At 56.0% G+C, this 26,953-nt stretch carries 28 protein-coding genes; 22 read left to right on the forward strand and 6 right to left on the reverse strand.

The genetic code is table 11. The features are described 5' to 3' along the window. Positions 1 to 2: 2 nt before the first annotated feature. Positions 3 to 926 carry a Gfo/Idh/MocA family protein gene (locus FOY93_RS08400; protein ID WP_143344931.1) on the forward strand — a complete coding sequence of 308 codons (924 nt, stop codon included), beginning with the start codon at positions 3 to 5 and terminating at the stop codon, positions 924 to 926. Positions 927 to 1,055: 129 nt separating this feature from the next. Next, the gene (murJ, locus tag FOY93_RS08405) at positions 1,056 to 2,591 is read left to right on the forward strand and encodes a murein biosynthesis integral membrane protein MurJ (protein ID WP_023311131.1); all 1,536 of its coding nucleotides are present in this window, start codon (positions 1,056 to 1,058) and stop codon (positions 2,589 to 2,591) included. A 59-nt stretch (positions 2,592 to 2,650) separates the two neighbouring features. Here the strand turns inward: murJ and flgN are convergent, their stop codons facing one another. The 3 genes from flgN to flgA form a co-directional block, all read right to left on the reverse strand. Beyond that, positions 2,651 to 3,076 (reverse strand): flagella biosynthesis chaperone FlgN, encoded by a 426-nt coding sequence (gene flgN / locus FOY93_RS08410; protein WP_008500818.1) that lies wholly within the window; start codon positions 3,074 to 3,076, stop codon positions 2,651 to 2,653. Between the two features lie 4 nt (positions 3,077 to 3,080). Then, positions 3,081 to 3,374: a flagellar biosynthesis anti-sigma factor FlgM gene (gene flgM, locus FOY93_RS08415; protein WP_023311133.1), complete on the reverse strand. Its 294-nt coding sequence runs from the start codon at positions 3,372 to 3,374 to the stop codon at positions 3,081 to 3,083. A 93-nt stretch (positions 3,375 to 3,467) separates the two neighbouring features. Then, the gene (flgA, locus tag FOY93_RS08420; RefSeq protein ID WP_143344932.1) at positions 3,468 to 4,127 is read right to left on the reverse strand and encodes a flagellar basal body P-ring formation chaperone FlgA; all 660 of its coding nucleotides are present in this window, start codon (positions 4,125 to 4,127) and stop codon (positions 3,468 to 3,470) included. Positions 4,128 to 4,284: 157 nt separating this feature from the next. Between flgA and flgB the strand changes: the two genes are divergently transcribed. The 11 genes from flgB (at position 4,285) to flgL (ending at position 14,181) form a co-directional block, all read left to right on the forward strand. Then, positions 4,285 to 4,701 carry a flagellar basal body rod protein FlgB gene (flgB, locus tag FOY93_RS08425; RefSeq protein ID WP_023311135.1) on the forward strand — a complete coding sequence of 139 codons (417 nt, stop codon included), beginning with the start codon at positions 4,285 to 4,287 and terminating at the stop codon, positions 4,699 to 4,701. A gap of 3 nt (positions 4,702 to 4,704) precedes the next feature. After that, positions 4,705 to 5,109, forward strand: a complete 405-nt coding sequence (gene flgC / locus FOY93_RS08430) for a flagellar basal body rod protein FlgC (RefSeq protein WP_008500814.1) — start codon at positions 4,705 to 4,707, stop codon at positions 5,107 to 5,109. Between the two features lie 11 nt (positions 5,110 to 5,120). Beyond that, positions 5,121 to 5,831 (forward strand): flagellar hook assembly protein FlgD, encoded by a 711-nt coding sequence (gene flgD, locus FOY93_RS08435; protein ID WP_111965533.1) that lies wholly within the window; start codon positions 5,121 to 5,123, stop codon positions 5,829 to 5,831. Positions 5,832 to 5,857: 26 nt separating this feature from the next. After that, positions 5,858 to 7,108: a flagellar hook protein FlgE gene (gene flgE / locus FOY93_RS08440; protein WP_111965534.1), complete on the forward strand. Its 1,251-nt coding sequence runs from the start codon at positions 5,858 to 5,860 to the stop codon at positions 7,106 to 7,108. Between the two features lie 20 nt (positions 7,109 to 7,128). Then, positions 7,129 to 7,884 carry a flagellar basal body rod protein FlgF gene (locus FOY93_RS08445; RefSeq protein WP_033145205.1) on the forward strand — a complete coding sequence of 252 codons (756 nt, stop codon included), beginning with the start codon at positions 7,129 to 7,131 and terminating at the stop codon, positions 7,882 to 7,884. 11 nt (positions 7,885 to 7,895) lie between these two features. Beyond that, on the forward strand, positions 7,896 to 8,678 hold the full coding sequence (gene flgG / locus FOY93_RS08450; RefSeq protein ID WP_008500810.1) for a flagellar basal-body rod protein FlgG: 783 nt from the start codon (positions 7,896 to 7,898) through the stop codon (positions 8,676 to 8,678). 57 nt (positions 8,679 to 8,735) lie between these two features. After that, positions 8,736 to 9,434 (forward strand): flagellar basal body L-ring protein FlgH, encoded by a 699-nt coding sequence (flgH, locus tag FOY93_RS08455; protein ID WP_023311139.1) that lies wholly within the window; start codon positions 8,736 to 8,738, stop codon positions 9,432 to 9,434. 12 nt (positions 9,435 to 9,446) lie between these two features. Next, complete coding sequence (locus FOY93_RS08460) at positions 9,447 to 10,544, forward strand: flagellar basal body P-ring protein FlgI (protein WP_029740346.1); 1,098 nt, start codon at positions 9,447 to 9,449, stop codon at positions 10,542 to 10,544. Next, positions 10,544 to 11,497, forward strand: coding sequence for a flagellar assembly peptidoglycan hydrolase FlgJ (gene flgJ / locus FOY93_RS08465; RefSeq protein WP_023311141.1), 954 nt, complete (start codon positions 10,544 to 10,546; stop codon positions 11,495 to 11,497). The genes FOY93_RS08460 and flgJ overlap by 1 nt, the downstream gene beginning before the upstream one ends. Positions 11,498 to 11,572: 75 nt before the next feature. Continuing rightward, positions 11,573 to 13,213: a flagellar hook-associated protein FlgK gene (gene flgK / locus FOY93_RS08470; protein WP_143344933.1), complete on the forward strand. Its 1,641-nt coding sequence runs from the start codon at positions 11,573 to 11,575 to the stop codon at positions 13,211 to 13,213. A gap of 14 nt (positions 13,214 to 13,227) precedes the next feature. Next, complete coding sequence (gene flgL / locus FOY93_RS08475; RefSeq protein WP_136194682.1) at positions 13,228 to 14,181, forward strand: flagellar hook-associated protein FlgL; 954 nt, start codon at positions 13,228 to 13,230, stop codon at positions 14,179 to 14,181. 75 nt (positions 14,182 to 14,256) lie between these two features. Here the strand turns inward: flgL and FOY93_RS08480 are convergent, their stop codons facing one another. Next, positions 14,257 to 15,471: an MFS transporter gene (locus FOY93_RS08480; protein WP_115874725.1), complete on the reverse strand. Its 1,215-nt coding sequence runs from the start codon at positions 15,469 to 15,471 to the stop codon at positions 14,257 to 14,259. A gap of 109 nt (positions 15,472 to 15,580) precedes the next feature. Here FOY93_RS08480 and FOY93_RS08485 point away from each other — a divergent pair, with 109 nt between their 5' ends. Next, positions 15,581 to 16,519: a LysR family transcriptional regulator gene (locus FOY93_RS08485; protein WP_143344934.1), complete on the forward strand. Its 939-nt coding sequence runs from the start codon at positions 15,581 to 15,583 to the stop codon at positions 16,517 to 16,519. A gap of 48 nt (positions 16,520 to 16,567) precedes the next feature. Here the strand turns inward: FOY93_RS08485 and rne are convergent, their stop codons facing one another. Then, the gene (gene rne / locus FOY93_RS08490) at positions 16,568 to 19,687 is read right to left on the reverse strand and encodes a ribonuclease E (RefSeq protein ID WP_133294164.1); all 3,120 of its coding nucleotides are present in this window, start codon (positions 19,685 to 19,687) and stop codon (positions 16,568 to 16,570) included. Positions 19,688 to 20,259: 572 nt separating this feature from the next. Between rne and rluC the strand changes: the two genes are divergently transcribed. Continuing rightward, positions 20,260 to 21,207: a 23S rRNA pseudouridine(955/2504/2580) synthase RluC gene (gene rluC / locus FOY93_RS08495; RefSeq protein ID WP_021240761.1), complete on the forward strand. Its 948-nt coding sequence runs from the start codon at positions 20,260 to 20,262 to the stop codon at positions 21,205 to 21,207. Positions 21,208 to 21,272: 65 nt separating this feature from the next. Here the strand turns inward: rluC and FOY93_RS08500 are convergent, their stop codons facing one another. After that, entirely contained in the window at positions 21,273 to 21,857 is a 585-nt protein-coding gene (locus FOY93_RS08500) for a Maf family protein (RefSeq protein ID WP_115874728.1), read from the reverse strand. A 140-nt stretch (positions 21,858 to 21,997) separates the two neighbouring features. Between FOY93_RS08500 and yceD the strand changes: the two genes are divergently transcribed. From yceD to acpP, 7 genes are all read left to right on the forward strand, one after another. Continuing rightward, entirely contained in the window at positions 21,998 to 22,519 is a 522-nt protein-coding gene (gene yceD / locus FOY93_RS08505) for a 23S rRNA accumulation protein YceD (RefSeq protein WP_014883375.1), read from the forward strand. Between the two features lie 16 nt (positions 22,520 to 22,535). Next, entirely contained in the window at positions 22,536 to 22,709 is a 174-nt protein-coding gene (rpmF, locus tag FOY93_RS08510) for a 50S ribosomal protein L32 (RefSeq protein WP_003857964.1), read from the forward strand. Positions 22,710 to 22,789: 80 nt separating this feature from the next. Continuing rightward, on the forward strand, positions 22,790 to 23,824 hold the full coding sequence (gene plsX, locus FOY93_RS08515; protein ID WP_060568787.1) for a phosphate acyltransferase PlsX: 1,035 nt from the start codon (positions 22,790 to 22,792) through the stop codon (positions 23,822 to 23,824). 6 nt (positions 23,825 to 23,830) lie between these two features. After that, positions 23,831 to 24,784 carry a beta-ketoacyl-ACP synthase III gene (locus FOY93_RS08520; protein ID WP_115874729.1) on the forward strand — a complete coding sequence of 318 codons (954 nt, stop codon included), beginning with the start codon at positions 23,831 to 23,833 and terminating at the stop codon, positions 24,782 to 24,784. A gap of 15 nt (positions 24,785 to 24,799) precedes the next feature. Then, complete coding sequence (gene fabD, locus FOY93_RS08525) at positions 24,800 to 25,729, forward strand: ACP S-malonyltransferase (protein ID WP_111965541.1); 930 nt, start codon at positions 24,800 to 24,802, stop codon at positions 25,727 to 25,729. A gap of 12 nt (positions 25,730 to 25,741) precedes the next feature. Further along, positions 25,742 to 26,476, forward strand: coding sequence for a 3-oxoacyl-ACP reductase FabG (fabG, locus tag FOY93_RS08530; protein ID WP_008500795.1), 735 nt, complete (start codon positions 25,742 to 25,744; stop codon positions 26,474 to 26,476). Between the two features lie 153 nt (positions 26,477 to 26,629). Then, the gene (gene acpP, locus FOY93_RS08535) at positions 26,630 to 26,866 is read left to right on the forward strand and encodes an acyl carrier protein (RefSeq protein WP_003857954.1); all 237 of its coding nucleotides are present in this window, start codon (positions 26,630 to 26,632) and stop codon (positions 26,864 to 26,866) included. Positions 26,867 to 26,953: the final 87 nt, after the last annotated feature.

The following is a 26,953-nucleotide window of genomic DNA, read 5'->3' on the forward strand; positions in this document are numbered from 1 at the left end:
CGGTGAAAAAATTACGCGTAGGCGTGGTGGGGCTGGGCGGCATTGCGCAAAAAGCCTGGCTGCCTGTTTTAGGTGCGGCGACGGACTGGACCCTGCAAGGGGCATGGTCACCCACGCGAGAAAAGGCAGAACGTATCTGCGAAACCTGGCGCATTCCGTACGCTGCCTCCCTGCAGGATCTGGCCCGCGAGTGTAATGCGGTTTTTGTGCATACCTCAACGGCAACTCACTATCAGGTGGTGAGCGAGCTGCTCAATGCGGGGGTTCACGTCTGCGTGGATAAACCGCTGGCGGAAAATGTTCCGGACGCGGAACGTCTGATCGAACTGGCGGCGCGCAAAAAACTGACGCTGATGGTGGGCTTCAACCGCCGCTTCGCGCCGCTTTACCAGCAGCTTAAGGCGCAGTCGGGCACGCTTGCCTCGCTGCGAATGGATAAGCACCGTACCGACAGCATTGGGCCAAACGATCTGCGGTTCACCCTTCTGGATGATTACCTGCATGTGGTGGATACGGCGCTGTGGCTGACCAACGGTAATGCGCAGCTGAAAAGCGGCACCCTCGTGACAAACGATCAGGGGCAAATGGTCTACGCTGAACACCACTTTTCCGTTGAGCATCTTCAGATTACCACCAGCATGCACCGTCGGGCGGGTAGCCAGCGTGAATCCGTGCAGGCGGTGACCGACGGCGCGCTGTACGACATTACGGACATGCGCGAGTGGCGGGAAGAGAAGGGCAACGGCGTGGTGACGCTCCCGGCGCCAGGCTGGCAGAGCACCCTCGAGCAGCGCGGTTTCGCAGGATGCGCCCGCCACTTTATCACCTGCGTGCAAAATCAGACGGTTCCTGAAACGTCCGGCGAGCAGGCCATTATGGCGCAGCGCATTGTAGAAAGGCTCTGGCGCGATGCCATGAGTGAATAACTCGCTGTAACATCTGCGGATAGTAATTCGTTGAAATCCGGGTAGACTAAGCGCCGCTTGTAGGCTTTGCCGGGTGGCGCTTACGCTTGCCCGTCCTGGAAATCCGTATGGTTCTGGAAATTCACGTTAATGAACTTATTAAAATCGCTGGCGGCCGTCAGCTCGATGACCATGTTTTCCCGCGTGCTGGGTTTTGCACGCGACGCCATTGTGGCAAGGGTATTTGGTGCAGGGATGGCCACGGACGCCTTTTTCGTCGCCTTCAAATTGCCGAACCTGCTGCGTCGTATTTTTGCTGAAGGGGCGTTTTCCCAGGCATTCGTGCCCATTCTGGCGGAATATAAAAGCAAGCAGGGTGAAGACGCGACGCGCGTCTTTGTTTCTTATGTCTCCGGGTTGCTGACGCTGGCTTTAGCTGTGGTGACCGTACTCGGGATGCTGGCCGCGCCCTGGGTAATTATGGTGACCGCACCCGGGTTTGCCGATACGGCTGACAAATTTGCCCTGACCTCGCAGCTTTTGCGCATTACTTTCCCCTATATTCTGCTCATCTCGCTGGCTTCGCTGGTGGGGGCGATCCTGAATACCTGGAACCGCTTCTCTGTACCGGCGTTTGCGCCGACGTTTCTTAACGTCAGCATGATCGGTTTTGCCCTGTTCGCCGCGCCGCACTTCAACCCGCCGGTGCTGGCGCTGGCCTGGGCGGTCACCGTCGGCGGCGTGCTGCAGCTGGCGTATCAGCTGCCGCATCTGAAAAAAATCGGCATGCTGGTGCTGCCGCGCATCAATCTCAAAGATGCCGGGGCGATGCGCGTGATCAAGCAGATGGGGCCCGCCATTCTCGGCGTCTCAGTCAGCCAGATCTCGCTTATCATCAACACCATCTTTGCCTCTTTCCTCGTGTCCGGTTCGGTTTCCTGGATGTACTACGCCGACCGCCTCATGGAATTTCCGTCCGGGGTGCTGGGCGTGGCGCTGGGGACCATTCTGCTGCCGTCGCTGTCGAAAAGTTTTGCCAGCGGCAACCATGATGAATATTGCCGCCTGATGGACTGGGGATTACGTCTCTGTTTCCTGCTGGCCCTGCCAAGCGCGGTGGCGCTGGGTATTCTGGCTAAACCGTTAACGGTGTCGCTCTTCCAGTACGGAAAATTCACCGCTTTTGATGCTGCCATGACCCAGCGCGCGCTGATTGCCTACTCGGTCGGATTGATGGGGCTGATCGTCGTCAAGGTGCTGGCGCCAGGGTTCTACTCGCGTCAGGACATCAAAACGCCGGTGAAAATTGCTATCGTGACGCTGATTATGACGCAGCTGATGAACCTGGCGTTTATTGGGCCGCTGAAGCATGCGGGCCTGTCATTATCGATTGGTCTGGCGGCCTGTCTGAATGCCGGGCTGTTATACTGGCAGCTGCGCAAGCAGGATATTTTCACGCCGCAGCCGGGCTGGGGGAGTTTCCTGGTGCGTCTGATCGTTGCGGTACTGGTGATGTCTGCCGCGCTGCTTGGCATGATGTACGTGATGCCGGAATGGTCCTTGGGCACCATGCCATACCGTTTGATGCGGCTGATGGCCGTGGTAGGCGTTGGGGTGGTGGCTTATTTTGCCACGCTCGCGGTGCTGGGGTTCAAAGTGAAAGAGTTTGCCCGCCGTACGGCATAAACGCCAAAAGGGGAGTTCACCTTATGGTGCTCCCCGCTGCATGATTTGTCGCTCAGGCGTCAAATCGAAATCTTTTTAACTCCCGCAATACGCGCAGTCGCTGTCTGACCATCCGCACCGTACAGTCCGGTTTCTTTATGCGGTTTCAATACCTCAAGCGCCTGCTGGTTACGCTCAATCTGACCTTCCAGTAGCCAGCCGTTGTGCTGATTAAGATCGCGCAGATGCTGGGTTTTTTCGGTAATGGTTTGCCAGCGCTCAATAATATCGTCATTGGCGCTACGCTTAGGATCCTGCTCAGCGCGGCGCTGCTGCTCCAGATAATCCAGCGTCGCCAGGAGTGAACTCTTATCTTCAGTAATACGCTGCAGCGCACTGCCGTTGATGTGACCGGAAGAGAGATGCTGTTGTTCAGCGTCCATTACCGTTTTCAGGTCGTTAAGAACAACCGTCATTTGATCCAGTATTTCTGACAGTCGACTCATACGGTTAGTTACTCTGTAAGAAACTCTGTGCTTCCTGAATCAGGGCGTCAGCGATTTTGCTGGTGTCCATTTTCAGCTCACCGTTACGAATAGCCGTTTTCAGCGCTTCAACACGTTCCATATTGATATCGTTGCTGCCTGGCTGCATCAGTTTTGCCTGCGCGTCGCTCAGGGTAACGCTGGTGCTGTTGGACGTTGACGGTTTTTCCAGACGCGTTTTCTGCGCAGGAGCGTCATTCGTTTCGCGAGGTTGTACAGCGCTTACCGGCTTCAGGGCTGATGTACGATCAATGCTCATAGTGTTGTCCTCATCGAGGGTTCGCGGCGTTTGCGCCTGATATCATCATTAGTGGAATATTTATCGGCACGCGCAGCGAAATCTTTAAAAAGATTATAGGTTAATCAGAATATTCCCATCAGCATCGACGGTTCCGCTCACCACCTGGCCTGAGGACATTCTGACGCGGGCGTTTTGCGCCACCGCGGCATTGTTTAACGCTTTCCCTTCACTGTTGATGCTAAAGCCATCTCCGTTGGCCACCACCATCACCTGTTGACCCGCTTTTACCCGCCATGCCTGACGCAGCATTGAGAGCTGTATCGGCTGGCCGGGGGCGACATCACGCAGGCTGACGGCGTCCTGTGCCTGGTTCATATCGAGCATGGTGCGTGGCGGCAGCTGATCCAGACGCCCGCGTTTTAACGTCACGCTGTTCGTCTGCAGCACGCTGCCGCGCGCAATGGGCACGGCGGCGACAACATAATTGCCCGTCGCCTGAACTGCAACCTGTAAATAGCGTTTTTCGTTGGCGCAGCGTGCCAGCACGTTCACATTCCCCCAGAGTTTTGTGAACCCTACCACGCTGAAGGACGGCTGGTCACACGTCGGGTACAGATTCGGTGGCGTGCGCACGGCAACGGTCACGTCATCGCTAAAGCCTGCCAGTTTTTCAGCAAAAAAAGCCGTCAGCCGATCCTGTAAGCCATCAGCCTGCACCAGAGGACTAAACAGCAAGAAAGCTGCCACCAGGCCACGTTTTAACGTTTGCATCGCAAGTTCCACCGTTTCCAGAGTTGAATGAATTTTACCTGCAGTGGTTTTGCATCAACGCAATAAATAGCGACGCATTTTGCGCTTATTCCGTCGATAGGGGAGACCGGGTGAGATTTAAGCTGTGAACTGAAATTTTGCCATCAGCGGAGGAGACATGCTCGATAAACTCGACGCCGCGTTACGTTTTCAGCAGGAAGCGCTCAACTTACGCGCCCAGCGGCAGGAGATTTTAGCCGCCAACATCGCTAACGCCGATACCCCAGGGTTTCAGGCGCGCGATATTGATTTTTCCAGTGAACTCAAAAAGGTGATGGAGCGTGGACGTGCCGAAGGAACGGGTGTTGCACTCGCCATGACATCCTCTCGCCATATTCCTGCTCAGGCGATGACCGCGCCAGCGACCGATTTACTTTACCGCATTCCCGATCAGCCCTCACTCGACGGTAACACCGTGGATATGGACCGGGAGCGTACGCAGTTTGCCGATAACAGCCTGAAATACCAGACGGGCCTGACCGTACTCGGCGGACAAATCAAAGGCATGATGAACGTCCTGCAGGGGGGGAACTGATAGATGGCCTTGTTGAATATTTTTGATATTGCCGGTTCGGCGTTAACCGCGCAGTCCAAACGCCTGAACGTGGCCGCCAGTAACCTGGCGAACGCCGACAGCGTAACCGGACCCGACGGCCAGCCTTATCGTGCCAAACAGGTTGTCTTTCAGGTCGATGCGGCGCCAGGCGCGGCGACGGGCGGTGTGAAGGTGTCTGATGTGGTAGAGAGCCAGGCGCCGGACAGGCTGGTGTATGAGCCGGGTAACCCGCTCGCGGATGCCAGCGGATACGTGAAAATGCCAAACGTGGATGTGGTGGGTGAGATGGTGAACTCCATGTCGGCTTCCCGTAGCTACCAGGCCAACGTCGAAGTGCTTAATACCGTGAAGAGCATGATGCTCAAAACACTCACTCTCGGCCAGTAAAGGAGACATGCATGTCCATCGCCGTAAATGTGAATGATCCTACGAACTCGGGTGTTAATAACACGAAGAGTACGACGGGTTCTAACTCCCTGACCGGGAGCAATGCCTCCGATCTTCAGGGCAGCTTTCTGACGCTGCTGGTGGCGCAGCTTAAGAACCAGGATCCCACCAACCCAATGCAGAATAACGAACTGACCACGCAGCTTGCGCAGATCAGCACCGTGAGCGGCATTGAGAAGCTCAACACTACCCTCGGTGCCGTTTCCGGCCAGATTGGCAGCAGCCAGTCTCTGCAGGCAGCGAGCCTGATTGGTCACGGGGTGATGATCCCGGGAACCACGATTCTGGCGGGCACCAGCACCACTGAAGGGAACACCACAACGACCACCACGCCGTTTGGCGTTGAGCTGCAGCAGGCGGCGGAGAAAGTTACCGCAACCATCACCGACAGCAACGGCACGGTCGTGCGCACCATTGATATCGGTGAGCTGAAGGCGGGCGTTCACACCTTTACGTGGGATGGCAGCCTGACCGACGGCACTAAAGCACCAAACGGTTCTTACAAAGTAGCGATCAGCGCCAGCAACGGGACGACCCAGCTGGTGGCGCAGCCGCTGCAGTTCGCGCTGGTCCAGGGCGTGATTAAAGGAAGCGACGGCAACAAACTGGATTTGGGAACCTCTGGTTCCACCACACTCGACGAAGTTCGGCAGATTATCTAAGCCTTAACACTTATCAGGAGTAAGTCATGGCCTTTTCTCAAGCGGTCAGCGGCCTGAATGCTGCGGCCACCAACCTGGACGTCATTGGCAACAACATCGCCAACTCCGCGACCTATGGTTTTAAATCCGGTTCTGCTTCTTTTGCAGACATGTTTGCCGGTTCCAAAGTGGGTCTGGGCGTAAAAGTTGCAGGCATCACTCAGGACTTTAGCGACGGCACCACCACCAACACCGGCCGTGGCCTGGACGTTGCCATCAGCCAGAACGGGTTCTTCCGTATGGTCGATTCTAACGGTTCTGTGTTCTACAGCCGTAACGGCCAGTTCAAACTGGATGAAAACCGTACGCTGGTTAACATGCAGGGCATGCAGCTGACGGGCTACCCGGCAGCAGGAACGCCTCCAACCGTTCAGACCGGTGCGAATCCTCAGGCGATTACTATCCCGAATACCCTGATGGCGGCGAAATCAACCACCACCGCCACGCAGCAGATCAACCTGAACTCAACCGATCCTGTTCAAACCGCCCCCTTCGATGCGACCAACCCGGATACCTATAACAAAAAAGGTACCGTGACCGTATTCGACAGCCAGGGTAACGCCCATAACATGTACGTCTACTACGTTAAGACGGCCAACAATAAATGGGATCTTTACACTCAGGACGGCAGCGTTGCGGGTTCTGCTGCGACGAAAGCGGCGCAGATGAACTTTGATGCGAACGGTAACCTGGCGGGTGTGTATAACTACGACGCAGCGGGCGTGCTGAGCGCAGCGCCAAACGCCACGCCGGCCATTAACATCACCACGGGTTCTGTCAGCGGTGCGACGGCGGCGACCTTCTCCCTGAGTTTCCAGAACTCCATGCAGCAGAACACCGGTGCAAACAGCGTGGTGGCAACCAATCAGAACGGCTACAAGCCTGGCGACCTGGTGAGCTACCAGATCAACGACGATGGCACCGTGGTGGGAAGCTACTCTAACGAACAGTCTCAGGTTCTGGGTCAGATCGTGCTGGCAAACTTCGCCAACAACGAAGGCCTGAAGTCTGAAGGCGACAACGTCTGGTCTGCCACACAGTCTTCCGGCGTGGCGCTGCTGGGCACCGCAGGCACCGGTAACTTCGGCAAGCTGACCAACGGCGCGCTGGAAGCCTCCAACGTGGATATGAGTAAAGAACTGGTGAACATGATCGTCGCGCAGCGTAACTATCAGTCGAACGCGCAGACCATCAAAACCCAGGACCAGATCCTCAACACGCTGGTTAACCTGCGTTAAGCGGCTAACAGGAAAGCGCAATGGATCACGCAATATATACCGCGATGGGCGCGGCAAGTCAGACGCTCAATCAGCAGGCCGTTACCGCCAGCAACCTGGCAAACGCCTCAACGCCGGGCTTTCGCGCCCAGCTTAATGCGCTTCGCGCGGTGCCGGTAGAAGGGCTTTCCCTGCCGACCCGTACGCTGGTGACAGCATCAACCCCTGGCGCCGATATGACGCCAGGGCAGATGGATTACACCTCACGCCCGCTGGACGTTGCCTTGCAGCAGGACGGCTGGCTGGCGGTGCAAACGGCGGACGGCAGCGAAGGCTATACCCGTAACGGCAACATCCAGGTGAGCGCGACGGGCCAGCTGACGATTCAGGGGCATCCGGTGATGGGGGAAGCAGGTCCGCTGACCGTGCCGGAAGGCTCTGAGCTCACTATCGCTGCGGACGGCACCATTTCGGCGCTGAATCCGGGCGACCCGGCCAACACCGTTGCGCCCGTCGGACGTCTGAAGCTGGTGAAGGCGGAAGCCAAAGACGTGCAGCGTGGCGACGACGGCATGTTCCGCCTGACCCAGGCGGCTCAGGCGACGCGTGGCGCCACGTTACAGGCCGATCCGAGCATCCGCGTGATGTCCGGCGTTCTGGAAGGCAGTAACGTCAAGCCGGTCGAAGCCATGACCGACATGATCGCCAGCGCCCGTCGTTTTGAAATGCAGATGAAGATCATCAGCAGCGTGGATGAAAACGCGGGCAAGGCTAACCAACTTCTGGCTATGAGTTAACAGGACTCCTTATGATCAGTTCTTTATGGATCGCGAAAACTGGCCTGGACGCCCAGCAAACCAATATGGACGTGATTGCCAACAACCTGGCAAACGTGAGCACCAATGGTTTCAAGCGCCAGCGCGCCGTTTTCGAAGATTTGCTTTATCAAACCATCCGCCAGCCGGGGGCGCAGTCTTCTGAACAGACGACGCTGCCATCGGGTCTGCAGATCGGTACCGGTGTTCGTCCGGTGGCTACCGAGCGTCTGCACAGCCAGGGCAACCTGTCTCAGACCAACAACAGTAAAGACGTGGCAATCAAAGGCCAGGGCTTCTTCCAGGTGCAGCTGCCTGACGGGACCTCTGCCTATACCCGCGACGGTTCGTTCCAGGTCGATCAGAACGGCCAGCTGGTGACGGCGGGCGGTTTCCAGGTTCAGCCTGCGATTACCATCCCGGCGAACGCCCTGAGCATCACCATCGGACGTGACGGTGTGGTCAGCGTGACCCAGCAGGGACAGGCCGCGCCGGTTCAGGTCGGGCAGCTCAACCTGACCACCTTCATGAACGATACCGGCCTGGAAAGCATTGGTGAGAACCTCTACACCGAAACGCAATCCTCCGGTACGCCGAATGAGAGCACCCCGGGCCTGAACGGCGCGGGTCTGCTGTACCAGGGTTATGTTGAAACGTCCAACGTGAACGTGGCGGAAGAGCTGGTGAATATGATCCAGGTCCAGCGCGCGTATGAAATTAACAGTAAAGCAGTGTCGACGACCGACCAGATGCTGCAGAAACTGACGCAACTCTAAGGTGTAGCCCGGTGCGGTAAACGCCGCGCCGGCTCCCTGTTTTCGAAGATGAAGGCAATGCAAAAAAACGCGGCGTTTCGTTATCCGATACTGACTGTTCTGGCTGTCACCCTTAGCGGGTGTGCTTTGATCCCGTCTAAACCATTGGTCCAGGGTGCGACGACTGCCCAACCCGTTCCTGGCCCCGCGCCAGTGGTAAACGGCTCCATTTTCCAGACCGCGCAGCCGATTAATTACGGCTATCAGCCGCTGTTTGAAGATCGCCGCCCGCGTAACGTCGGCGATACATTGACCATTGTGCTGCAGGAAAACGTCAGCGCGAGCAAGAGCTCGTCGGCGAACGCCAGCCGCGATGGCAAAACCAATTTTGGCTTCGATACCGTGCCACGCTATCTGCAGGGCCTGTTCGGCAATGCCCGTGCGGATGTTGAGGCCTCCGGCGGCAACACCTTTAACGGTAAAGGCGGTGCCAACGCCAGCAACACCTTCAGCGGCACGCTGACGGTCACGGTTGACCAGGTACTGGTTAACGGCAACCTACACGTTGTGGGTGAAAAACAGATCGCCATCAACCAGGGCACTGAATTCATTCGCTTCTCGGGCGTGGTTAACCCTCGCACCATCAGCGGCACCAACACCGTTCCATCTACCCAGGTGGCGGATGCGCGCATTGAGTACGTCGGGAACGGCTATATCAATGAAGCGCAAAATATGGGTTGGCTGCAGCGCTTCTTCCTTAATTTATCGCCAATGTAAGCGAGGTGACCCATGTTTAAATCGATCTTCGCCGTGGCGCTCGCGCTGGTGGCAACATTTGCCCAGGCTGACCGTATTCGCGACCTCACCAGCGTTCAGGGAGTACGTGAAAACTCCCTGATTGGCTATGGCCTGGTGGTTGGTCTGGATGGTACCGGTGACCAGACCACCCAGACGCCGTTCACTACCCAAAGTCTGAACAACATGCTTTCCCAGCTAGGCATTACCGTGCCGGCGGGAACTAACATGCAGCTGAAAAACGTGGCCGCGGTAATGGTCACCGCGTCCTACCCGGCGTTTGCTCGTCAGGGGCAAACCATTGACGTGGTGGTCTCCTCAATGGGTAATGCCAAAAGCCTGCGCGGCGGTACGCTGCTGATGACCCCGCTGAAAGGCGTCGACAGCCAGGTCTATGCACTGGCGCAGGGGAACATTCTGGTTGGCGGTGCGGGCGCTTCCGCAGGCGGGAGCAGCGTGCAGGTGAACCAGCTTAACGGTGGACGTATCACCAACGGGGCGATCATTGAGCGTGAACTGCCGACCCAGTTTGGCGCGGGCAACACCATCAACCTGCAGCTCAATAATGAAGACTTCACCATGGCGCAGCAAATTGCCGATACCATCAACCGCAGCCGCGGCTACGGTAATGCAACGGCACTCGATGCGCGCACCGTGCAGATCCGTACCTCTACCGGCAGCAGCAACCAGGTGCGCATGCTGGCAGATATCCAGAATATGGAAGTGAACGTTCCGGTTCAGGATGCCAAGGTGATCATCAACTCCCGTACCGGCTCGGTGGTCATGAACCGGGAAGTGTCGCTGGACAGCTGTGCCGTAGCGCAGGGCAACCTCTCCGTAACGGTAAACCGCTCCGCGAACGTGAGCCAGCCGAATACGCCATTTGGTGGCGGTCAGACGGTGGTGACGCCGCAAACGCAGATTGATATGCGTCAGAGCGGCGGGTCGCTGCAGAGCGTTCGCTCCAGTGCCAACCTGAACAGCGTGGTGCGAGCCCTGAACGCCCTGGGTGCAACGCCGATGGACCTGATGTCCATTCTGCAATCCATGCAAAGCGCGGGCTGCCTGCGCGCCAAACTGGAAATCATCTAATGCTGACCGATAGCAAACTGTTGACCAGTGCAGCCTGGGATGCCCAGTCGCTCAACGAACTGAAAACCAAAGCAGGAAAAGACCCGGCGGCGAACATCCGCCCGGTCGCCCGCCAGGTGGAAGGGATGTTTGTACAGATGATGCTGAAAAGCATGCGTGAAACCCTGCCGAAAGACGGGATGTTCAGCAGTGATTCAACGCGTCTCTACACCAGCATGTATGACCAGCAGATTGCGCAGCAGATGACCGCCGGTAAAGGCCTCGGCCTGGCTGACATGATTGTGAAACAGACCGAAGCCGCGCAGGGCATTCAGCCTCAGGAACAGACGCAGCAGGTGCCGATGAAGTTCGACCTGGAAACGGTGACCAGTTATCAGAACCAGGCTCTGACGCAAATGGTGCGTAAAGCGATGCCAAAAGCCACGGGCAGCGGCGATGAGCCGCTCTCCGGTGACAGCAAAGACTTCCTGGCGCAGCTTTCTCTGCCTGCGCGTCTTGCCAGCGAACAGAGCGGCGTGCCGCATCACCTGATTCTGGCGCAGGCCGCGCTGGAGTCGGGCTGGGGCCAGCGCCAGATCCGCAAGGAAAACGGCGATCCGAGCTTCAACATCTTCGGCGTGAAGGCCACCTCCAGCTGGAAGGGGCCAACAACGGAGATCACGACCACCGAATACGAGAACGGTGCGGCGGTGAAGGTCAAAGCAAAATTCCGCGTCTACAGCTCTTATCTGGAAGCATTGTCCGACTACGTTGGCCTGCTGAGCCGAAATCCGCGTTATACCGCCGTTACGCAGGCGGCGACGGCGGAGCAGGGCGCTCAGGCCTTACAAAACGCGGGCTACGCGACTGACCCGAACTATGCACGCAAGCTCACCAGCATGATCCAGCAGCTGAAATCCATGGGCGAGAAGGTCAGCAAAGCCTATAGCACAGATATTGAAAATCTGTTCTGAAAGTTCTCAAGTCCCGGTGGAGGTTGCCGATAACCTTCATCAGGACTCGTGTCTGAACGTATAAAAGGAACCCCCATGTCCAGTTTGATTAACAGCGCCATGAGTGGCCTCAGTGCTGCGCAGTCGGCACTCAATACCGTCAGTAATAATATTTCAAGCTATAACGTGGCAGGTTACACCCGCCAGACCACGGTGCTGGGCGCATCTAACAGCACGCTGACCGGCGGTGGCTGGGTGGGTAACGGGGTTTATGTCTCCGGTGTCCAGCGTGAGTATGACGCCTTCATCACCAACCAGCTGCGCGCCGCGCAGACGCAGAGCAGCGGTCTGACGACGCGCTACCAGCAGATGTCAAGAATCGACGATGTGCTCTCTGATACCACCAACTCGCTCTCCACCACCCTGCAGGATTTCTTCAAAAGCCTGCAAACGCTGGTGAGCAACGCGGAAGACCCGGCTGCACGTCAGACGGTGCTGGGTAAAGCGGGTGGTCTGGTCAATCAGTTCAAAACCAACGATCAGTATCTGCGCGATCAGGATACGCAGGTCAATACCGCCATTGGGACCAGCGTGTCTCAGATCAACAACTATGCCAAACAGATTGCGAACCTGAACGATCAGATCTCTCGTCTGACCGGCGTCGGCGCGGGCGCATCGCCTAACGATCTGCTCGACCAGCGCGATCAGCTCGTCAACGAGCTGAACAAAATCGTCGGCGTGGAAGTGTCTGTTCAGGATAGCGGTACGTTTAACATCTCTTTCGGCAACGGTTACAGCCTGGTTCAGGGCAGCAAAGCTAACCAGCTGGCTGCCGTGAAGTCGAGTGCAGATCCGGCTCGTACCACCGTGGCCTATGTCGACGACGTAGCGGGTAATGTCGAGATCCCGGAGAAGATGATTACCACCGGTTCTTTGGGCGGTTTACTGACCTTCCGCACGGAAGATCTTGATAAAGCTCGTAACACCCTGAACCAGATGGCGCTGGCCTTTGCAGATTCAATGAACACGCAGCATGAAGCCGGCTTTGATGCGAACGGTGATGCGGGCGGTAAGCTGTTCAACTTCGGTTCTCCGGCGGTCCTGTCCAGCAGCAAGAACGGCGGTTCGGCGGTTGTTACGGCTTCTGTAGCGGACAGCAAGCAGGTCCAGGCGACAGACTATAAGCTGCAGTTTAACGGCACTGACTGGACGGTTACCCGTACTTCAGACAAAACCAGCTTTACGATGAGCCCGGATGCCAGCGGCAATCTGTCGTTTGATGGCCTTAACGTCAACGTGAGCGGTACGGCAAACACCAAAGACAGCTTTACCGTGAAGCCTGTTTCCAACGTCATCATGAACATGGAACTCGCGATCAGCGACGAGTCCAAGCTGGCGATGGCATCGGTGCAGAACGGCGGCGAGAGTGATAACCGTAACGGCCAAAAACTGCTCGATCTGCAAAACGGCAAAGTGGTGGGGGGAAACAAAACCTTCAACGATGCGTATGCCTCTCTCGTCAGTACCGTCGGTAGCTCAACGGCGTCACTGAAGGTGAGCAGCCAGACGAAAGCCAACGTGGAGACGCAGTTAATCAAGCAGCAGCAGACCATCTCTGGGGTAAACCTCGACGAAGAGTATGGCAATTTGCAGCGTTATCAGCAGTATTACCTGGCGAACGCCCAGGTTCTCCAGACTGCCAGTACGCTCTTCGATGCAATTATCAACATTCGTTAAGGTTGAGGTGAACAATGCGTATTAGCACCCAGATGATGTACGAGCAGAACATGCGTGGGATCACCGATTCCCAGAGCAGATGGCTGAGCTACGGTGAGCAGATGTCCACCGGCAAGCGCGTCAATCGTCCTTCGGACGATCCTATCGCCGCGTCGCAGGCCATCGTTCTGTCACAGTCTCAGTCGCAAAACAGCCAGTTTGCGCTCGCGCGCACCTTTGCTACACAGAAGGTCTCGCTGGAAGATAACGTGTTAACCCAGGTCAACACCGCGATCTCGAGCGTGCGCGAGAAGCTCGTTTATGCGTCGAACGGCACGTTAAGCGATGACGACCGTCTTTCTCTGGCGACCGATATTCAGGGGATCCGCGATCAGCTTATGAACCTGGCCAACACGACGGATGGTAATGGTCGCTTTATCTTTGCGGGATACAAAACCGAGAGCGCACCGTTTGATGCCGCGACCGGGGATTACAAGGGCGGCGCAGAGGCCATCACGCAGCAGGTTGATACGGCGCGAAATATGACCATTAGTCATACCGGCCAGCAAATTTTCGAAAGCATTACCAGTAATGCAGAACAGCTGCCGGGCGGTGGATATGGCCAGACGAACATGTTCAAAATCCTGGATTCTGCCATTGCCTCGCTGAAGACGCCGATTGAAAACGATCCGGCTGCTGCAACGGCGCAAAGCCAGGTGATTGCCAATGCGCAAATCGGCATCAAAAACTCCCAGAACAATGTCCTGACGGTCGTTGCGGATGTGGGAACCAAGATGAATGAGCTGGAAAAACTCGATACGCTGGGTGATGACCGCGCGCTGGGTCAGACCAAGCAGATGAGTGACCTGGTGGATGTCGACTGGAACGAAGCGATTTCCTCTTACACCATGCAGCAGGCGGCCTTGCAGGCGTCTTATAAAGCGTTTAGCGATATGCAGGGCATGTCTCTGTTCCAGCTGAACAAATAACATCTTGACCTCTTGGAACATGTCTTGAAACTGGGCATGTTTTACTGCCCAATCCGCCTGGATTGGGCATTTTTTTTATGCAACTTCTGCTGATGCGGAGGCGACACGTGCGCTTTCAATCAGACGAATTGCCAGTGCAATGACGCCACAGACTGTCGCCAGCGCGACCACACCCGTCCAGCCAGCCAGCGAGTAGATATTGCTGCCTAACGCGGAACCCAGCGCCATTCCGATAAAGACCACCGTAAAGAGCAGGGCGTTGAGACGACCCCGAGCCTGCGGTTCAAGGCTGTATACCAGGTTCTGGTGAGCGACCAGGCTTGACTGCAGACCCAGGTCGAACCCGACGGCAGAGATGGCGATCAGAATCAGCTGTCCATGAACGCCCAGCGCGGGCATCAGGAACATCAGGGCAAATGAGACGGTCACCAGAACGGCACCAAGCTGCGTGACTTTTCCTGCGCCCAGTTTATCCGCCAGACCCCCTGCCAGCGGGGCAGCTAACGCACCGGCGGCACCTGCAATACCAAAACCACCCGCTACGGCACTGCCCAGGTGATAGTGCTCAAGCAGCATGACCGCAAGCGTAGACCAGAAGGCGCTAAAGGCAATCGACAGAAAGCCCTGAGCCAGCGCCGCACGGCGCAGCGCCGGATAGCGACGCCACAGGTGTTCCATTGAGCGCATCAGCGCGGGGTAGCTCAGCGTGGAGTGAATGGCAAAACGGGGAAGCACAAACCACATCATCACGCCGATGAACGCAATGCTCGCCGCCGCCAGCTGGTACATGACGCGCCAGCCAAACGCTTCACCCACCACGCCGCTCACGGTTCTTGATAATAAGATACCCATCAGCAGCCCGGTCATTACCGTGCCCACGGTTTTCCCCTGTTTACCTTCCGGCGCAAGGATGGCCGCGGCAGGGACGATATCCTGTGCCATGGTGGCGGCCATGCCGATGAGCAGGCTTGCCAGCAGCAGAGAGTGGATCTGCCCGGTCAGGCTACAGCCGAGAAGAAACAGCGCCAGCGCCGCACTCTTTATCAGGATTAACGTCCTGCGGTCGTGGCGATCGCCGAGCGGAAGCAGGAACAGGATCCCCAGGGCATATCCCGCCTGGGTGAGCGTCGGGACCATGCCCATTCCTTCGATACTCAGATGAAGGTCTGCGCCCATCAGCGGCAGCAGAGGCTGGGCATAATAGATTGATGCCACGCTGAAACCTGCACCGATCGCCAGCATTAAAATCACCCAGCGGCTCACGGCATGGGCGGCGGTTGTTGTGTTCATAAGAAGTTCCTCATTCGTCGTGTGAGGCTATTTTTTATCAGTACGCCTTGCGACGGTAGCGGGCCCGGTGGTAAAACGCTTATACGTTGAACGTATAAATGAAAAGGCGATGAAAAGATCTGAACGTATAGACAGGGTGGAGCTAATGCGGACGTTTGTTCGCATCGTGGAGGCGGGTTCCCTCTCTGCGGCGGCACGGCAGCTGGCCACCACCCAGGCCACTGTGAGCAGACGGTTACAGTCGCTTGAGACCATGCTGGGCGTACGCCTGATATTGCGCACCACCCACACGACGCGGCTGACGGATGACGGCGAGCGCTGCTATCAGCACGCCCGTCGGGTGATTGACAGCTGGCTGGCGCTGGAAGATGAGGTGGGGCAGACGGAAGATGAGCCGGTAGGCGTGCTGCGGGTGCGAGCTCCCCACGCGTTTGGTCAGGATCAGCTTCTTAAACCCGTAACCGAATTTTTGCAACGCTATCCGCAGCTTTCGATTGAGTGGATGCTCAACGACAGGTCGGCGGATTTCCTCGGTGACAACCTGGACTGTGCTATTCGGGTAGGCGTGGAGGTCGATCCGGCGACCGTATCCGTGCTGCTGGCGGAAGTGCCGCGCTCGGTGGTCGCTTCTCCGGCACTGCTGGCCCGTTTTCCAGCGGTTACCACGCCGGAGGATTTGCAGCAGTTTCCCTGGATAGCCATCAGCTCTTTCTACCAGCGCCACGTGGAGCTATTTCACGATGCTTCGCCCGCCACCGCGCGGATTGCTATTACGCCACGGCTAAGCACCGACAGCCTGTATGTCGCACGTAACACTGCACTCACCGGGCTTGGCGTGGCGGTGGTTTCCAGCTGGACGGTACAGGACGATATTCAGGAAGGGCGGCTGGTGCATTTGCTGCCGGAGTGGCAGCCAGCGGCGTTACCGGTGCATCTGGTTTATCCCTGGTCCCGTTATTATCCGGCACGCTTGCGGCGTTTTCTGGAGTTGATGCGGCAGGTCATGCCGGAGGTGACCGGGATGAGGAAGCCCGTGCAGCAGCCATAAAAAAAGCCGACCCTCAGGTCGGCTTTTTACTTTCAGCGTTGTTTGTCGTTATTCGACAGACTGTGGACGCGTTGCCGGTGCAGTCGCCTGATGCGTTGCACTGTGGCCACCGGCTGCGCCTTTACCTTCGAAGCTGAATGCCGGGCGAACCCAGTCGCTGTGACGCGGTGCTTCAGGCACGTAATCCGGCGCCGGAGCGCGCGTCATTGGTGCTGTCGCCACGTGGGCAGCGGCTGGCGCAGAAACAACCGGCTCAGGTTTCACTTCAGGCGCTTTCGGTTCTTCAACAACCGGTTCAACCTCAATCTCAACGTCCTGAACGATTTCTTCAGCGGTCGTTTCGACGATGGCTTCAGCGGTGTCTTCCACTGCGGCTACAGGTTCAGCTTCTTCAGCGATTTCCTCAGCCACCACGACATCTTCTTCAGCAATAAGCTGCGGTGCGGCATCAACCGGCGCGGCAATCACTTCCGGATGCGTGGTTTCGACTTCAGCTGCCTGAGGGGCTGCAGTTTCAACAACCTGAGGTTCTACCACGGTTGCCGCTTCAGTCACGACCTCTTCTACCGCTGCCGCAGGTGCAATAACCTCTTCGGTTACTGGCTGTTCTTCAACAACCTGCTCCGGACGCGCTACCGGGTAGCGGATCCAGACTTTGCCGGAGGCCATTTCTGGTGAAGCACAGGCAATGGTCAGCGGCATTGGCGACTGAGTTGGGTAACGCTCGTCACGATAGCGACGACGGCGCTGGCCGCTGACGCGCAGATGACGTGGGGAACGACGTGAACGGCGCGGCATGCCGGCGTTATCACGGTTTTCACCGTTATCATCCTGCTCAACGTTGTTATCAACGACCGCTGGCAGGTCAACTTTTGCAAGCTGAGTACCGGCTGCGCTCTCGCGGGTTTCAACCGGGACAATTGCTGACTCTTCGGTTGCTTCGGAGGCGAAACGAACTTTCTGAGCAAGCTGGCGCTGCTTACGACGCGGCATGACCTGAGTACGTTCTTCCTGCTCGCCGTCCTGCTGTTCAACAGGCTCTTCGCGGTTCAGGTTTTTGACTTCCTGCTGTGCCTGACGCTTCTCGTCGTTACGGCGACGGTTGCGTTCACGGCGCGGCTGCTGGTCGTCACGCTGTTTGCTCTTCTCAGACTCATCGCCCGCCTGCTGGCGAATTTCACGATCTTCAACATTCTGCTGTTGTTTCTCGCGACGGTTGCGACGGTTGTCTTCGCGTTGCTCACGGCCTTCGTTATTCTCAGAGCGGTTATCACGGTTGTCACGACGCTCGCTGCGGTCATTGCGCTCGCTACGGTCGTTACGGTCGCGGCGGTTGTTCTGACGCTTACGGCGGTCCTGCTGACGCTCAGGCTTGGCCGCTTTTGGCTCTTCTTTCGGCTGCTCTGGCTGAACTTCCTCACCGGCAAACATCTTCTTAAGCGCGCCGAAGAAGCGGCTCAGCAGACCAGGCTGCGCCGGCTGGGCTTTCGCTGCCGTTGCTTCAGGTTTCTGCGCCGCAGGTTTGGCCGCCGGTTTTTCCAGGGCTGCTTCAGGCGGTGCTTCAGGCATAATGAAGGTCGCTAACGCAGGCTGCTCAGGCAGCTTGCGCTCGGCTGGCTCTTCATCTGAAGGCAGGGCCATCTCTTCTTCGTGCAGCTTCGGCAGCAGGTAGCTGAGCGTTGACGTCTCTTCGCCTTTACGGACACGCAGCACGTGATAGTGCGGGGTTTCCATCTGATCGTTTGGCACGATGATGCAGCGAACGCCACCCTGACGCGCTTCAATGGCACTGACCGCAGCACGTTTTTCGTTCAGCAGGTAAGAGGCAATTGGCACAGGGACAATCGCGTGAACCTCTTTGGTATTCTCTTTCAGCGCTTCTTCTTCAATCAGACGCAGAATCGAGAGGGACAGCGATTCGTTATCACGCACGGTACCGGTGCCGGAGCAGCGTGGGCAGACGTGATGGCTGGACTCACCCAGCGACGGGCTCAGACGCTGACGGGACATCTCCAGCAGGCCAAAGCGTGAGATATGGCTAATCTGAATACGCGCTCTGTCCTGACGCACCGCTTCGCGCAGACGGTTTTCAACCGCACGCTGGTGGCGAACAGGGGTCATGTCGATGAAGTCGATAACAATCAGACCACCCAGGTCGCGCAGGCGGAGCTGGCGGGCGATTTCATCAGCGGCTTCGAGGTTAGTGTTGAAAGCAGTCTCTTCGATATCGCCACCGCGAGTTGCACGCGCGGAGTTGATGTCGATAGCGGTCAGCGCTTCAGTGGTATCGATAACGATAGAACCGCCGGATGGCAGACGTACTTCGCGCTGGAAGGCGGACTCAATCTGGGATTCGATCTGATAGTGGCTGAACAGCGGGATTTCGCCGGTGTACAGTTTAATTTTGCTGGTGAAATCCGGACGACCCAGCGCGGCAATGTGCTGGCGCGCCAGCTCAAGCACTTTCGGGTTATCGATCAGAATCTCACCGATGTCCTGACGCAGGTAGTCACGGAAGGCACGCACGATAACGTTGCTTTCCTGGTGGATCAGGAACGGAGCAGGGCGGCTTTCCGCTGCTTTCTGGATGGCTTCCCAGTGCTTCAGACGGAAGCTCAGGTCCCACTGCAGCGCTTCGGCGGATTTGCCAACGCCTGCGGTACGCACGATAAGCCCCATGCCATCAGGCAGCTCGAGGCTTGCCAGCGCTTCTTTCAGCTCGGTACGGTCATCACCTTCGATACGGCGAGAGATGCCACCCGCACGCGGGTTGTTTGGCATCAGAACCAGATAGCTCCCTGCCAGGCTGATAAAGGTTGTTAGTGCGGCACCTTTGTTGCCGCGCTCTTCTTTATCAATCTGAACGATAACTTCCTGACCTTCACGCAGCACATCTTTGATGTTTGGGCGGCCATGGGCGTTGTAGTTTGCAGGGAAATATTCGCGGGCAATTTCTTTCAGAGGGAGGAAACCATGACGCTCAGCACCGTAATCGACAAATGCAGCTTCAAGGCTTGGTTCAATGCGGGTGATTTTACCTTTGTAAATGTTCGCTTTTTTCTGTTCGTGTCCAGGACTTTCGATATCCAGATCGTACAGGCGCTGCCCATCCACAAGGGCGACACGCAACTCTTCTTGCTGAGTTGCGTTGATTAACATTCTTTTCATCGTAACTTACTCGTTATTCTTACATTGACGACAAAGCTGCGGGCAAGGTGACGCTTTCCGGGGTATGAACCGATGGCCTCGTGTCTGTTCACGTCGCCAACCTCACGGTTGTCGCTCGCTTAAGAGGCGCAGAGTGTCGGTTGCCTGTATTTCATACGGAAACACAGCGCAATTATCAGGGGAATTGCCTGGGTAGAACTCTCCAGAGAACAATCCTTATACCGGGAAGTACTGCAACCCGCAGCCCGCTAACTGCCTGAAAGATCAATACGTCTTACGCCATTGCTGCGTGGATGATCGGTCAGACAAAATTGGTCATTCCGTCAACATCCTTACTTAACCAGGATTTAACACGGAAAACAGCCTCATTATTCCACTGCTCGCCGGGTTATAGCAAGATGACTTTTACCAATTATCACCCGGTTACTCACAGTTTCTTCACTTCAGAATGGCGATTGGTTTAATAACCACCAAATCGGTTGCGCGAAACGGGTAGCAGGCCGGATAAAAGTAAATATAAGCATAGAAAAATGAGTGGCGCTAATGGCTGGCGATATTTAGAATCGCCAACCATGAAAACAGAGACTCCAGCCGTAAAAATGGTTGCCATCGCCGAAGATGAAGCGGGGCAGCGTATCGATAACTTTTTGCGCACCCAGCTAAAAGGGGTGCCAAAGAGCATGATTTACCGCATTCTGCGTAAGGGCGAGGTGCGGGTTAACAAAAAACGCGTGAAGCCCGAGTACAAACTCGAAGCCGGTGACGAAGTGCGTATTCCACCGGTGCGCGTGGCAGAGCGTGAAGAAGAGACCGTATCACCGAAGCTACAGAAAGTGGCGGCCCTGAGTGATGTGATCCTTTATGAAGACGACCACATTCTGGTGCTGAACAAACCGTCAGGGACGGCTGTTCATGGCGGTAGCGGTCTGAGCTTCGGGGTGATTGAAGGGCTGCGAGCCCTGCGCCCGGAAGCGCGCTTCCTTGAACTGGTGCATCGTCTTGACCGCGACACCTCTGGCGTTCTGCTGGTGGCGAAAAAGCGTTCCGCGCTGCGTTCTCTGCATGAACAGCTGCGTGAAAAAGGGATGCAGAAAGACTATCTGGCGCTGGTGCGCGGCCAGTGGCAGTCCCATGTTAAAGTGGTGCAGGCGCCGCTGCTGAAAAATATTCTGCAAAGCGGTGAGCGTATTGTCCGCGTGAGCCAGGAAGGGAAACCGTCTGAGACGCGCTTTAAGGTTGAAGAGCGCTATGAGTTTGCCACGCTGGTGCGCTGCAGTCCGGTCACTGGTCGCACCCACCAGATCCGCGTGCATACGCAGTTTGCAGGGCATCCCATCGCGTTTGATGACCGCTATGGCGACCGCGAGTTTGATAAGCAGCTGGCGGGAACGGGGCTGTCGCGTCTGTTCCTGCATGCGGCAGCGCTGAAGTTTACCCATCCGAATACCGGTGAAGTGATCCGTATTGAAGCGCCGCTGGATGAGCAGCTGAAACGCTGTCTTAAGGTTTTGCGCGGCTGATTTTGCCTTCCTCCCTCTCCCTGTGGGAGAGGGGCGGGTGAGGGCATCAGGCCGCAACGTCCCAGTCACATCGTCAGCGGATTACACTCTTCTCGTCTTAACATCTGACACAGGGCAATTAGCGGTAACCCCACCAGGGTGTTGGGATCCCGACCGTCCAGCTTGTCGAAAAGTGCAATCCCCAATCCTTCACTTTTAAAGCTCCCCGCGCAGTTCAGCGGTCGCTCACGGCGCACATAATCCATAATCTCCTGCTCGCTGAGATGGCGGAAGTGCACGTCGAACGGTTCGCATTCAGTTTGCAGATGACCGGAAGCGGAGTTGTAAAGCGCCAGGCCGGTATAAAAGGTCACGATACTGCCTCGTGCACGCAGAAGCTGCTGGCAGGCGTTCTCCTCCGTATGGGGCTTGCCGGTGATTTCGCCGTCCAGTACGCAAACCTGATCGGAGCCTATAATCAAATGTGCGGGATAACGTGCTGCCAGCGACTGCGCTTTCTCTTTAGCGAGACGCGTCACCAGATGACGCGGTGATTCACCCGGCTGTGGCGTCTCATCAACCTCTGGCGCGGCGCATTCAAACGGGATCCCGAGCTTTTCCAGCAGCATTCGGCGATAGGGAGACGTGGAAGCAAGGACGAGATTTGGCATATTTTTATCACCAGATATAGCGTATCGATGCCAGCCATTTTAAACTACAGGCCGCAATGTGTGCGAATAATTGGCAAAAGGCAGCTCTGGTTGCCTTTTTCTTTGACTCTATGACGTTACAAAGTTAATATGCGCGCCCTATGCAAAAGGTAAAATTACCCCTGACTCTTGATCCGGTTCGTACGGCTCAAAAACGCCTCGATTATGAAGGTATCTATACTTCCGATCAGGCTGAGCGTATTGCCGAATCCGTAGTCAGTGTGGACAGTGATGTAGAATGCTCCATGTCGTTCGCTATCGACAACCAGCGTCTCGCCGTTTTAACCGGTGATGCGAAGGTAACGGTAACGCTCGAGTGTCAGCGTTGCGGGAAACCGTTTGTACAGCATGTTCACACAACGTATTGTTTCAGTCCGGTCCGTTCTGACGAACAGGCTGAAGCACTCCCGGAAGCGTATGAGCCGATTGAGGTTAACGAATTCGGTGAAATCGATCTTCTGGCTCTGGTTGAAGATGAAATCATCCTCACCTTGCCAGTAGTTCCGGTGCATGATTCTGAACACTGTGAAGTGTCCGAGGCGGACATGGTCTTTGGGGAACTGCCTGATGAAGCGCAAAAACCAAACCCATTTGCCGTATTAGCCAGCTTAAAGCGTAAGTAATTGAGGAGTAAGGTCCATGGCCGTACAACAGAATAAACCAACCCGTTCCAAACGTGGCATGCGTCGTTCCCATGACGCGCTGACCGCAGTTACCAGCCTGTCTGTAGACAAGACTTCTGGTGAGAAACACCTGCGTCACCACATCACCGCTGACGGTTTCTACCGCGGCCGCAAGGTTATCACTAAGTAATCACGCGCAAGCGTGATTAGGCTTAGTGAGGATTTCCCCGTGTAAACGGGGAATTTACCGAACCAGGCTGCGACGATACCTTGACACGTCTAACCCTGGCGTTAGATGTCATGGGGGGAGATTTTGGCCCTTCCGTGACAGTGCCTGCAGCATTGCAGGCACTGAATTCTAATTCGCAACTCACACTTCTTTTAGTCGGCAATCCCGACGCAATCACGCCATTACTCGCAAAAGCTGACTTTGAACAACGTTCGCGTCTGCAGATTATTCCTGCGCAGTCAGTTATTGCCAGTGATGCCCGACCCTCGCAGGCTATTCGCAATAGTCGTGGCAGCTCTATGCGGATAGCGCTGGAGTTGGTGAAAGAAGGGCGAGCCCAGGCTTGCGTTAGCGCGGGGAATACCGGCGCGCTGATGGGGCTGTCGAAATTACTGCTCAAACCTATTGAAGGTATTGAGCGCCCGGCGCTGGTGACGGTATTACCGCATCAGCAGAAGGGCAAGACGGTGGTGCTCGATTTAGGCGCTAACGTCGACTGTGATAGTACTATGCTGGCACAGTTTGCCGTGATGGGATCGGTGCTGGCAGAAGAAGTTGTCGGGATCAACACTCCCCGTGTTGCGTTACTGAACATTGGTGAAGAAGAGACCAAAGGCCTGGACAGCATTCGCGAAGCGGCTGAATTGCTCAAACAGGTTCCCTCCATCAACTATATTGGTTATCTCGAAGCCAATGAGTTGTTGACGGGGAAAACGGATGTTCTGGTGTGCGATGGCTTCACCGGAAACGTCACGTTGAAGACCATGGAAGGGGTCGTGCGCATGTTTCTTTCTCTGCTGAAATCTCAGGGAGAAGGCAAAAAAAGCGCCTGGTGGCTCATTTTATTGAAGCGTTGGCTACAAAAGAGCCTGACGCGGCGATTCAGTCACCTCAACCCCGACCAGTATAATGGCGCCTGTCTGTTAGGATTGCGCGGCATCGTGATTAAGAGTCATGGCGCCGCCAATCAGCGAGCATTTGCTGTCGCGATTGAACAGGCAGTGCAGGCGGTGCAGCGACAAGTCCCTCAACGGATTGCCGCTCGCCTGGAATCTGTATTAGCTAAAAGTGACTGAGCGTACATGTATACGAAGATTTTAGGTACCGGCAGCTACCTGCCAAAACAAGTGCGTACCAACGCCGATCTGGAAAAAATGGTAGATACGTCTGACGAGTGGATTGTCACGCGCACAGGTATCCGTGAACGTCGTATTGCCGCGCCAGACGAAACCGTGTCGACCATGGGTTACGAAGCCGCACAGCGTGCTATCGAAATGGCGGGCATTGATAAAGAACAGATTGGTTTGATCGTGGTCGCCACGACGTCTGCCACGCATGCATTCCCAAGTGCAGCGTGCCAGGTGCAAAACATGCTCGGCATTAAAGGCTGTCCGGCGTTTGACGTCGCTGCAGCGTGCGCAGGCTTCACCTATGCGCTGAGCGTTGCCGATCAGTACGTGAAATCCGGTGCCGTTAAATATGCGCTGGTGATCGGTGCTGACGTGCTGGCGCGCACCTGCGATCCAACCGATCGCGGAACGATCATTATTTTTGGTGATGGCGCAGGCGCGGTGCTGCTGGGGCAGTCCGAAGAGCCGGGTATCATCTCTACGCATCTGCATGCTGATGGCAGCTACGGCGAGCTGTTGACTCTGCCTAACGCCGATCGCGTTAATCCGGACAACTCGATTTACCTGACCATGGCAGGGAACGAGGTGTTCAAGGTGGCGGTGACTGAGCTGGCACACATCGTTGATGAAACGCTGGAAGCGAATAACCTTGAGCGTTCCTCGCTCGACTGGCTGGTGCCGCATCAGGCGAACCTGCGCATCATCAGCGCGACCGCGAAAAAGCTGGGCATGTCGATGGATAACGTTGTTGTGACCCTGGATCGTCACGGCAACACTTCTGCGGCGTCGGTACCGTGCGCATTTGATGAAGCGGTACGCGATGGACGAATCAAACGGGGCCAGCTGGTCTTGCTTGAAGCCTTCGGTGGCGGGTTCACCTGGGGTTCCGCGCTGGTTCGTTTCTAGGATAAGGAATAAAAAATGACGCAATTTGCTTTTGTGTTCCCGGGCCAGGGCTCTCAAACCGTTGGGATGTTGTCTGAAATGGCAGCAAACTATCCGGTCATTGAAGAGACTTTCCGTGAAGCTTCTGATGCACTGGGTTATGATTTATGGGCACTGACCCAGCAGGGGCCGGCCGAAGAGCTGAACAAAACCTGGCAGACCCAGCCAGCGCTGCTGACCGCATCTGTTGCGCTGTGGCGCGTCTGGCAGCAGCAGGGCGGTAAAGCGCCAGCGCTGCTCGCAGGCCATAGCCTGGGTGAATACTCTGCGCTGGTGTGCGCCGGCGTGATCGCGTTTGCTGACGCGGTACGTCTGGTGGAACTGCGTGGTAAATTCATGCAGGAAGCGGTGCCGGAAGGCACGGGCGGCATGTCTGCCATTATCGGTCTGGATGATGCTGCAATTGCAAAAGCGTGTGAAGAATCTGCTGAAGGCCAGGTTGTCTCGCCGGTGAACTTCAACTCGCCCGGTCAGGTGGTTATCGCAGGTCATAAAGAAGCGGTTGAACGTGCCGGTGCGGCCTGTAAAGCAGCGGGCGCTAAGCGTGCGCTGCCGCTGCCTGTCAGCGTGCCGTCTCACTGCGCGCTGATGAAGCCTGCTGCCGAGAAGCTGGCGGTTGAGCTGGAAAAAATTACCTTTAACGCACCGACGATTTCTGTCGTGAACAACGTCGATGTGAAATGCGAAACCGCGCCGGAAGCTATCCGTGACGCGCTGGTTCGCCAGCTCTATAGCCCGGTACAGTGGACCAAAACCGTTGAGTTTATGGCCGCACAGGGCGTTGAGCATCTGTATGAAGTCGGCCCAGGTAAAGTCCTCACCGGTCTGACAAAACGTATTGTTGACACCCTGACAGCCTCGGCGATTAACGAGCCGGAAGCGATGTCAGCGGCACTCTCGCAATAAAAGAGGAATACCATGAGTTTTGAAGGAAAAATCGCCCTGGTCACTGGCGCAAGCCGCGGTATCGGGCGTGCAATTGCTGAAACACTGGTTGCGCGCGGCGCGAAGGTGATTGGTACAGCAACCAGCGAGAATGGCGCTCAGGCCATCAGCGAGTATCTGGGTGCAAACGGTAAAGGTCTGGTACTGAATGTGACTGAACCTGCATCTATCGAATCTGTTCTGGAAAATATTCGCGCAGAGTTTGGCGAAGTGGATATTCTGGTAAACAATGCCGGGATCACTCGCGATAACCTGTTAATGCGAATGAAAGACGACGAGTGGAACGATATCATCGAAACCAACCTGTCATCTGTATTCCGTCTGTCAAAAGCGGTAATGCGCGCTATGATGAAAAAGCGTCATGGTCGTATTATCACTGTCGGTTCTGTGGTAGGTACCATGGGAAATGCTGGTCAGGCTAACTACGCTGCGGCGAAAGCAGGTCTGATTGGTTTCAGTAAGTCGCTGGCGCGTGAAGTTGCGTCCCGCGGTATTACGGTAAACGTTGTTGCTCCGGGCTTTATTGAAACGGACATGACGCGTGCGCTGACTGATGAGCAGCGTGCGGGTACGCTGGCGGCAGTTCCGGCGGGTCGTCTTGGCGACCCTAAAGAAATCGCCAGTGCGGTTGCATTTTTAGCCTCTGACGAAGCGGGTTACATCACTGGTGAGACCCTCCACGTCAACGGCGGGATGTATATGGTTTAACCACGATAAAAAAATTTGCGTTATTTGGGTAAAAGGCCTCAAAATAACGTAAAATCGTGGTAAGAACTGCCGGGATTTAGTTGCAAATTTTTCAACATTTTATACACTACGAAAACCATCGCGAAAGCGAGTTTTGATAGGAAATTTAAGAGTATGAGCACTATCGAAGAACGCGTTAAGAAAATTATCGGCGAACAGCTGGGCGTTAAGCAGGAAGAAGTTGTGAACTCCGCTTCCTTCGTTGAAGACCTGGGCGCAGATTCTCTTGACACCGTTGAGCTGGTAATGGCTCTGGAAGAAGAGTTTGATACTGAGATTCCGGACGAAGAAGCTGAGAAGATCACCACCGTTCAGGCTGCCATTGATTACATCAACGGTCACCAGGCGTAAGTGAACATCTCCAGGCGGTCATTCGACCGCCTGAGTTTTATCTTTTTTAGTCCCACGAATCTCTTTTTTTATCCCTCCCTGGAGGAC

It is taken from the genome of Enterobacter sp. 18A13, assembly GCF_007035975.1.
GTDB classification, from domain to species: Bacteria; Pseudomonadota; Gammaproteobacteria; order Enterobacterales; family Enterobacteriaceae; genus Enterobacter; species Enterobacter vonholyi.

What these genes read in the sequence shown, in the direction of transcription:
- murJ (WP_023311131.1), top strand. Translation starts at nt 1,056, where the DNA reads ATGAACTTATTAAAATCGCTGGCGGCCGTCAGCTCGATGACCATGTTT.
- flgN (WP_008500818.1), bottom strand. Translation starts at nt 3,076, where the DNA reads ATGAGTCGACTGTCAGAAATACTGGATCAAATGACGGTTGTTCTTAAC.
- flgM (WP_023311133.1), bottom strand. Translation starts at nt 3,374, where the DNA reads ATGAGCATTGATCGTACATCAGCCCTGAAGCCGGTAAGCGCTGTACAA.
- flgA (WP_143344932.1), bottom strand. Translation starts at nt 4,127, where the DNA reads ATGCAAACGTTAAAACGTGGCCTGGTGGCAGCTTTCTTGCTGTTTAGT.
- flgB (WP_023311135.1), top strand. Translation starts at nt 4,285, where the DNA reads ATGCTCGATAAACTCGACGCCGCGTTACGTTTTCAGCAGGAAGCGCTC.
- flgC (WP_008500814.1), top strand. Translation starts at nt 4,705, where the DNA reads ATGGCCTTGTTGAATATTTTTGATATTGCCGGTTCGGCGTTAACCGCG.
- flgD (WP_111965533.1), top strand. Translation starts at nt 5,121, where the DNA reads ATGTCCATCGCCGTAAATGTGAATGATCCTACGAACTCGGGTGTTAAT.
- flgE (WP_111965534.1), top strand. Translation starts at nt 5,858, where the DNA reads ATGGCCTTTTCTCAAGCGGTCAGCGGCCTGAATGCTGCGGCCACCAAC.
- FOY93_RS08445 (WP_033145205.1), top strand. Translation starts at nt 7,129, where the DNA reads ATGGATCACGCAATATATACCGCGATGGGCGCGGCAAGTCAGACGCTC.
- flgG (WP_008500810.1), top strand. Translation starts at nt 7,896, where the DNA reads ATGATCAGTTCTTTATGGATCGCGAAAACTGGCCTGGACGCCCAGCAA.
- flgH (WP_023311139.1), top strand. Translation starts at nt 8,736, where the DNA reads ATGCAAAAAAACGCGGCGTTTCGTTATCCGATACTGACTGTTCTGGCT.
- FOY93_RS08460 (WP_029740346.1), top strand. Translation starts at nt 9,447, where the DNA reads ATGTTTAAATCGATCTTCGCCGTGGCGCTCGCGCTGGTGGCAACATTT.
- flgJ (WP_023311141.1), top strand. Translation starts at nt 10,544, where the DNA reads ATGCTGACCGATAGCAAACTGTTGACCAGTGCAGCCTGGGATGCCCAG.
- flgK (WP_143344933.1), top strand. Translation starts at nt 11,573, where the DNA reads ATGTCCAGTTTGATTAACAGCGCCATGAGTGGCCTCAGTGCTGCGCAG.
- flgL (WP_136194682.1), top strand. Translation starts at nt 13,228, where the DNA reads ATGCGTATTAGCACCCAGATGATGTACGAGCAGAACATGCGTGGGATC.
- FOY93_RS08480 (WP_115874725.1), bottom strand. Translation starts at nt 15,471, where the DNA reads ATGAACACAACAACCGCCGCCCATGCCGTGAGCCGCTGGGTGATTTTA.
- FOY93_RS08485 (WP_143344934.1), top strand. Translation starts at nt 15,581, where the DNA reads ATGAAAAGATCTGAACGTATAGACAGGGTGGAGCTAATGCGGACGTTT.
- rne (WP_133294164.1), bottom strand. Translation starts at nt 19,687, where the DNA reads ATGAAAAGAATGTTAATCAACGCAACTCAGCAAGAAGAGTTGCGTGTC.
- rluC (WP_021240761.1), top strand. Translation starts at nt 20,260, where the DNA reads ATGAAAACAGAGACTCCAGCCGTAAAAATGGTTGCCATCGCCGAAGAT.
- FOY93_RS08500 (WP_115874728.1), bottom strand. Translation starts at nt 21,857, where the DNA reads ATGCCAAATCTCGTCCTTGCTTCCACGTCTCCCTATCGCCGAATGCTG.
- yceD (WP_014883375.1), top strand. Translation starts at nt 21,998, where the DNA reads ATGCAAAAGGTAAAATTACCCCTGACTCTTGATCCGGTTCGTACGGCT.
- rpmF (WP_003857964.1), top strand. Translation starts at nt 22,536, where the DNA reads ATGGCCGTACAACAGAATAAACCAACCCGTTCCAAACGTGGCATGCGT.
- FOY93_RS08520 (WP_115874729.1), top strand. Translation starts at nt 23,831, where the DNA reads ATGTATACGAAGATTTTAGGTACCGGCAGCTACCTGCCAAAACAAGTG.
- fabD (WP_111965541.1), top strand. Translation starts at nt 24,800, where the DNA reads ATGACGCAATTTGCTTTTGTGTTCCCGGGCCAGGGCTCTCAAACCGTT.
- fabG (WP_008500795.1), top strand. Translation starts at nt 25,742, where the DNA reads ATGAGTTTTGAAGGAAAAATCGCCCTGGTCACTGGCGCAAGCCGCGGT.
- acpP (WP_003857954.1), top strand. Translation starts at nt 26,630, where the DNA reads ATGAGCACTATCGAAGAACGCGTTAAGAAAATTATCGGCGAACAGCTG.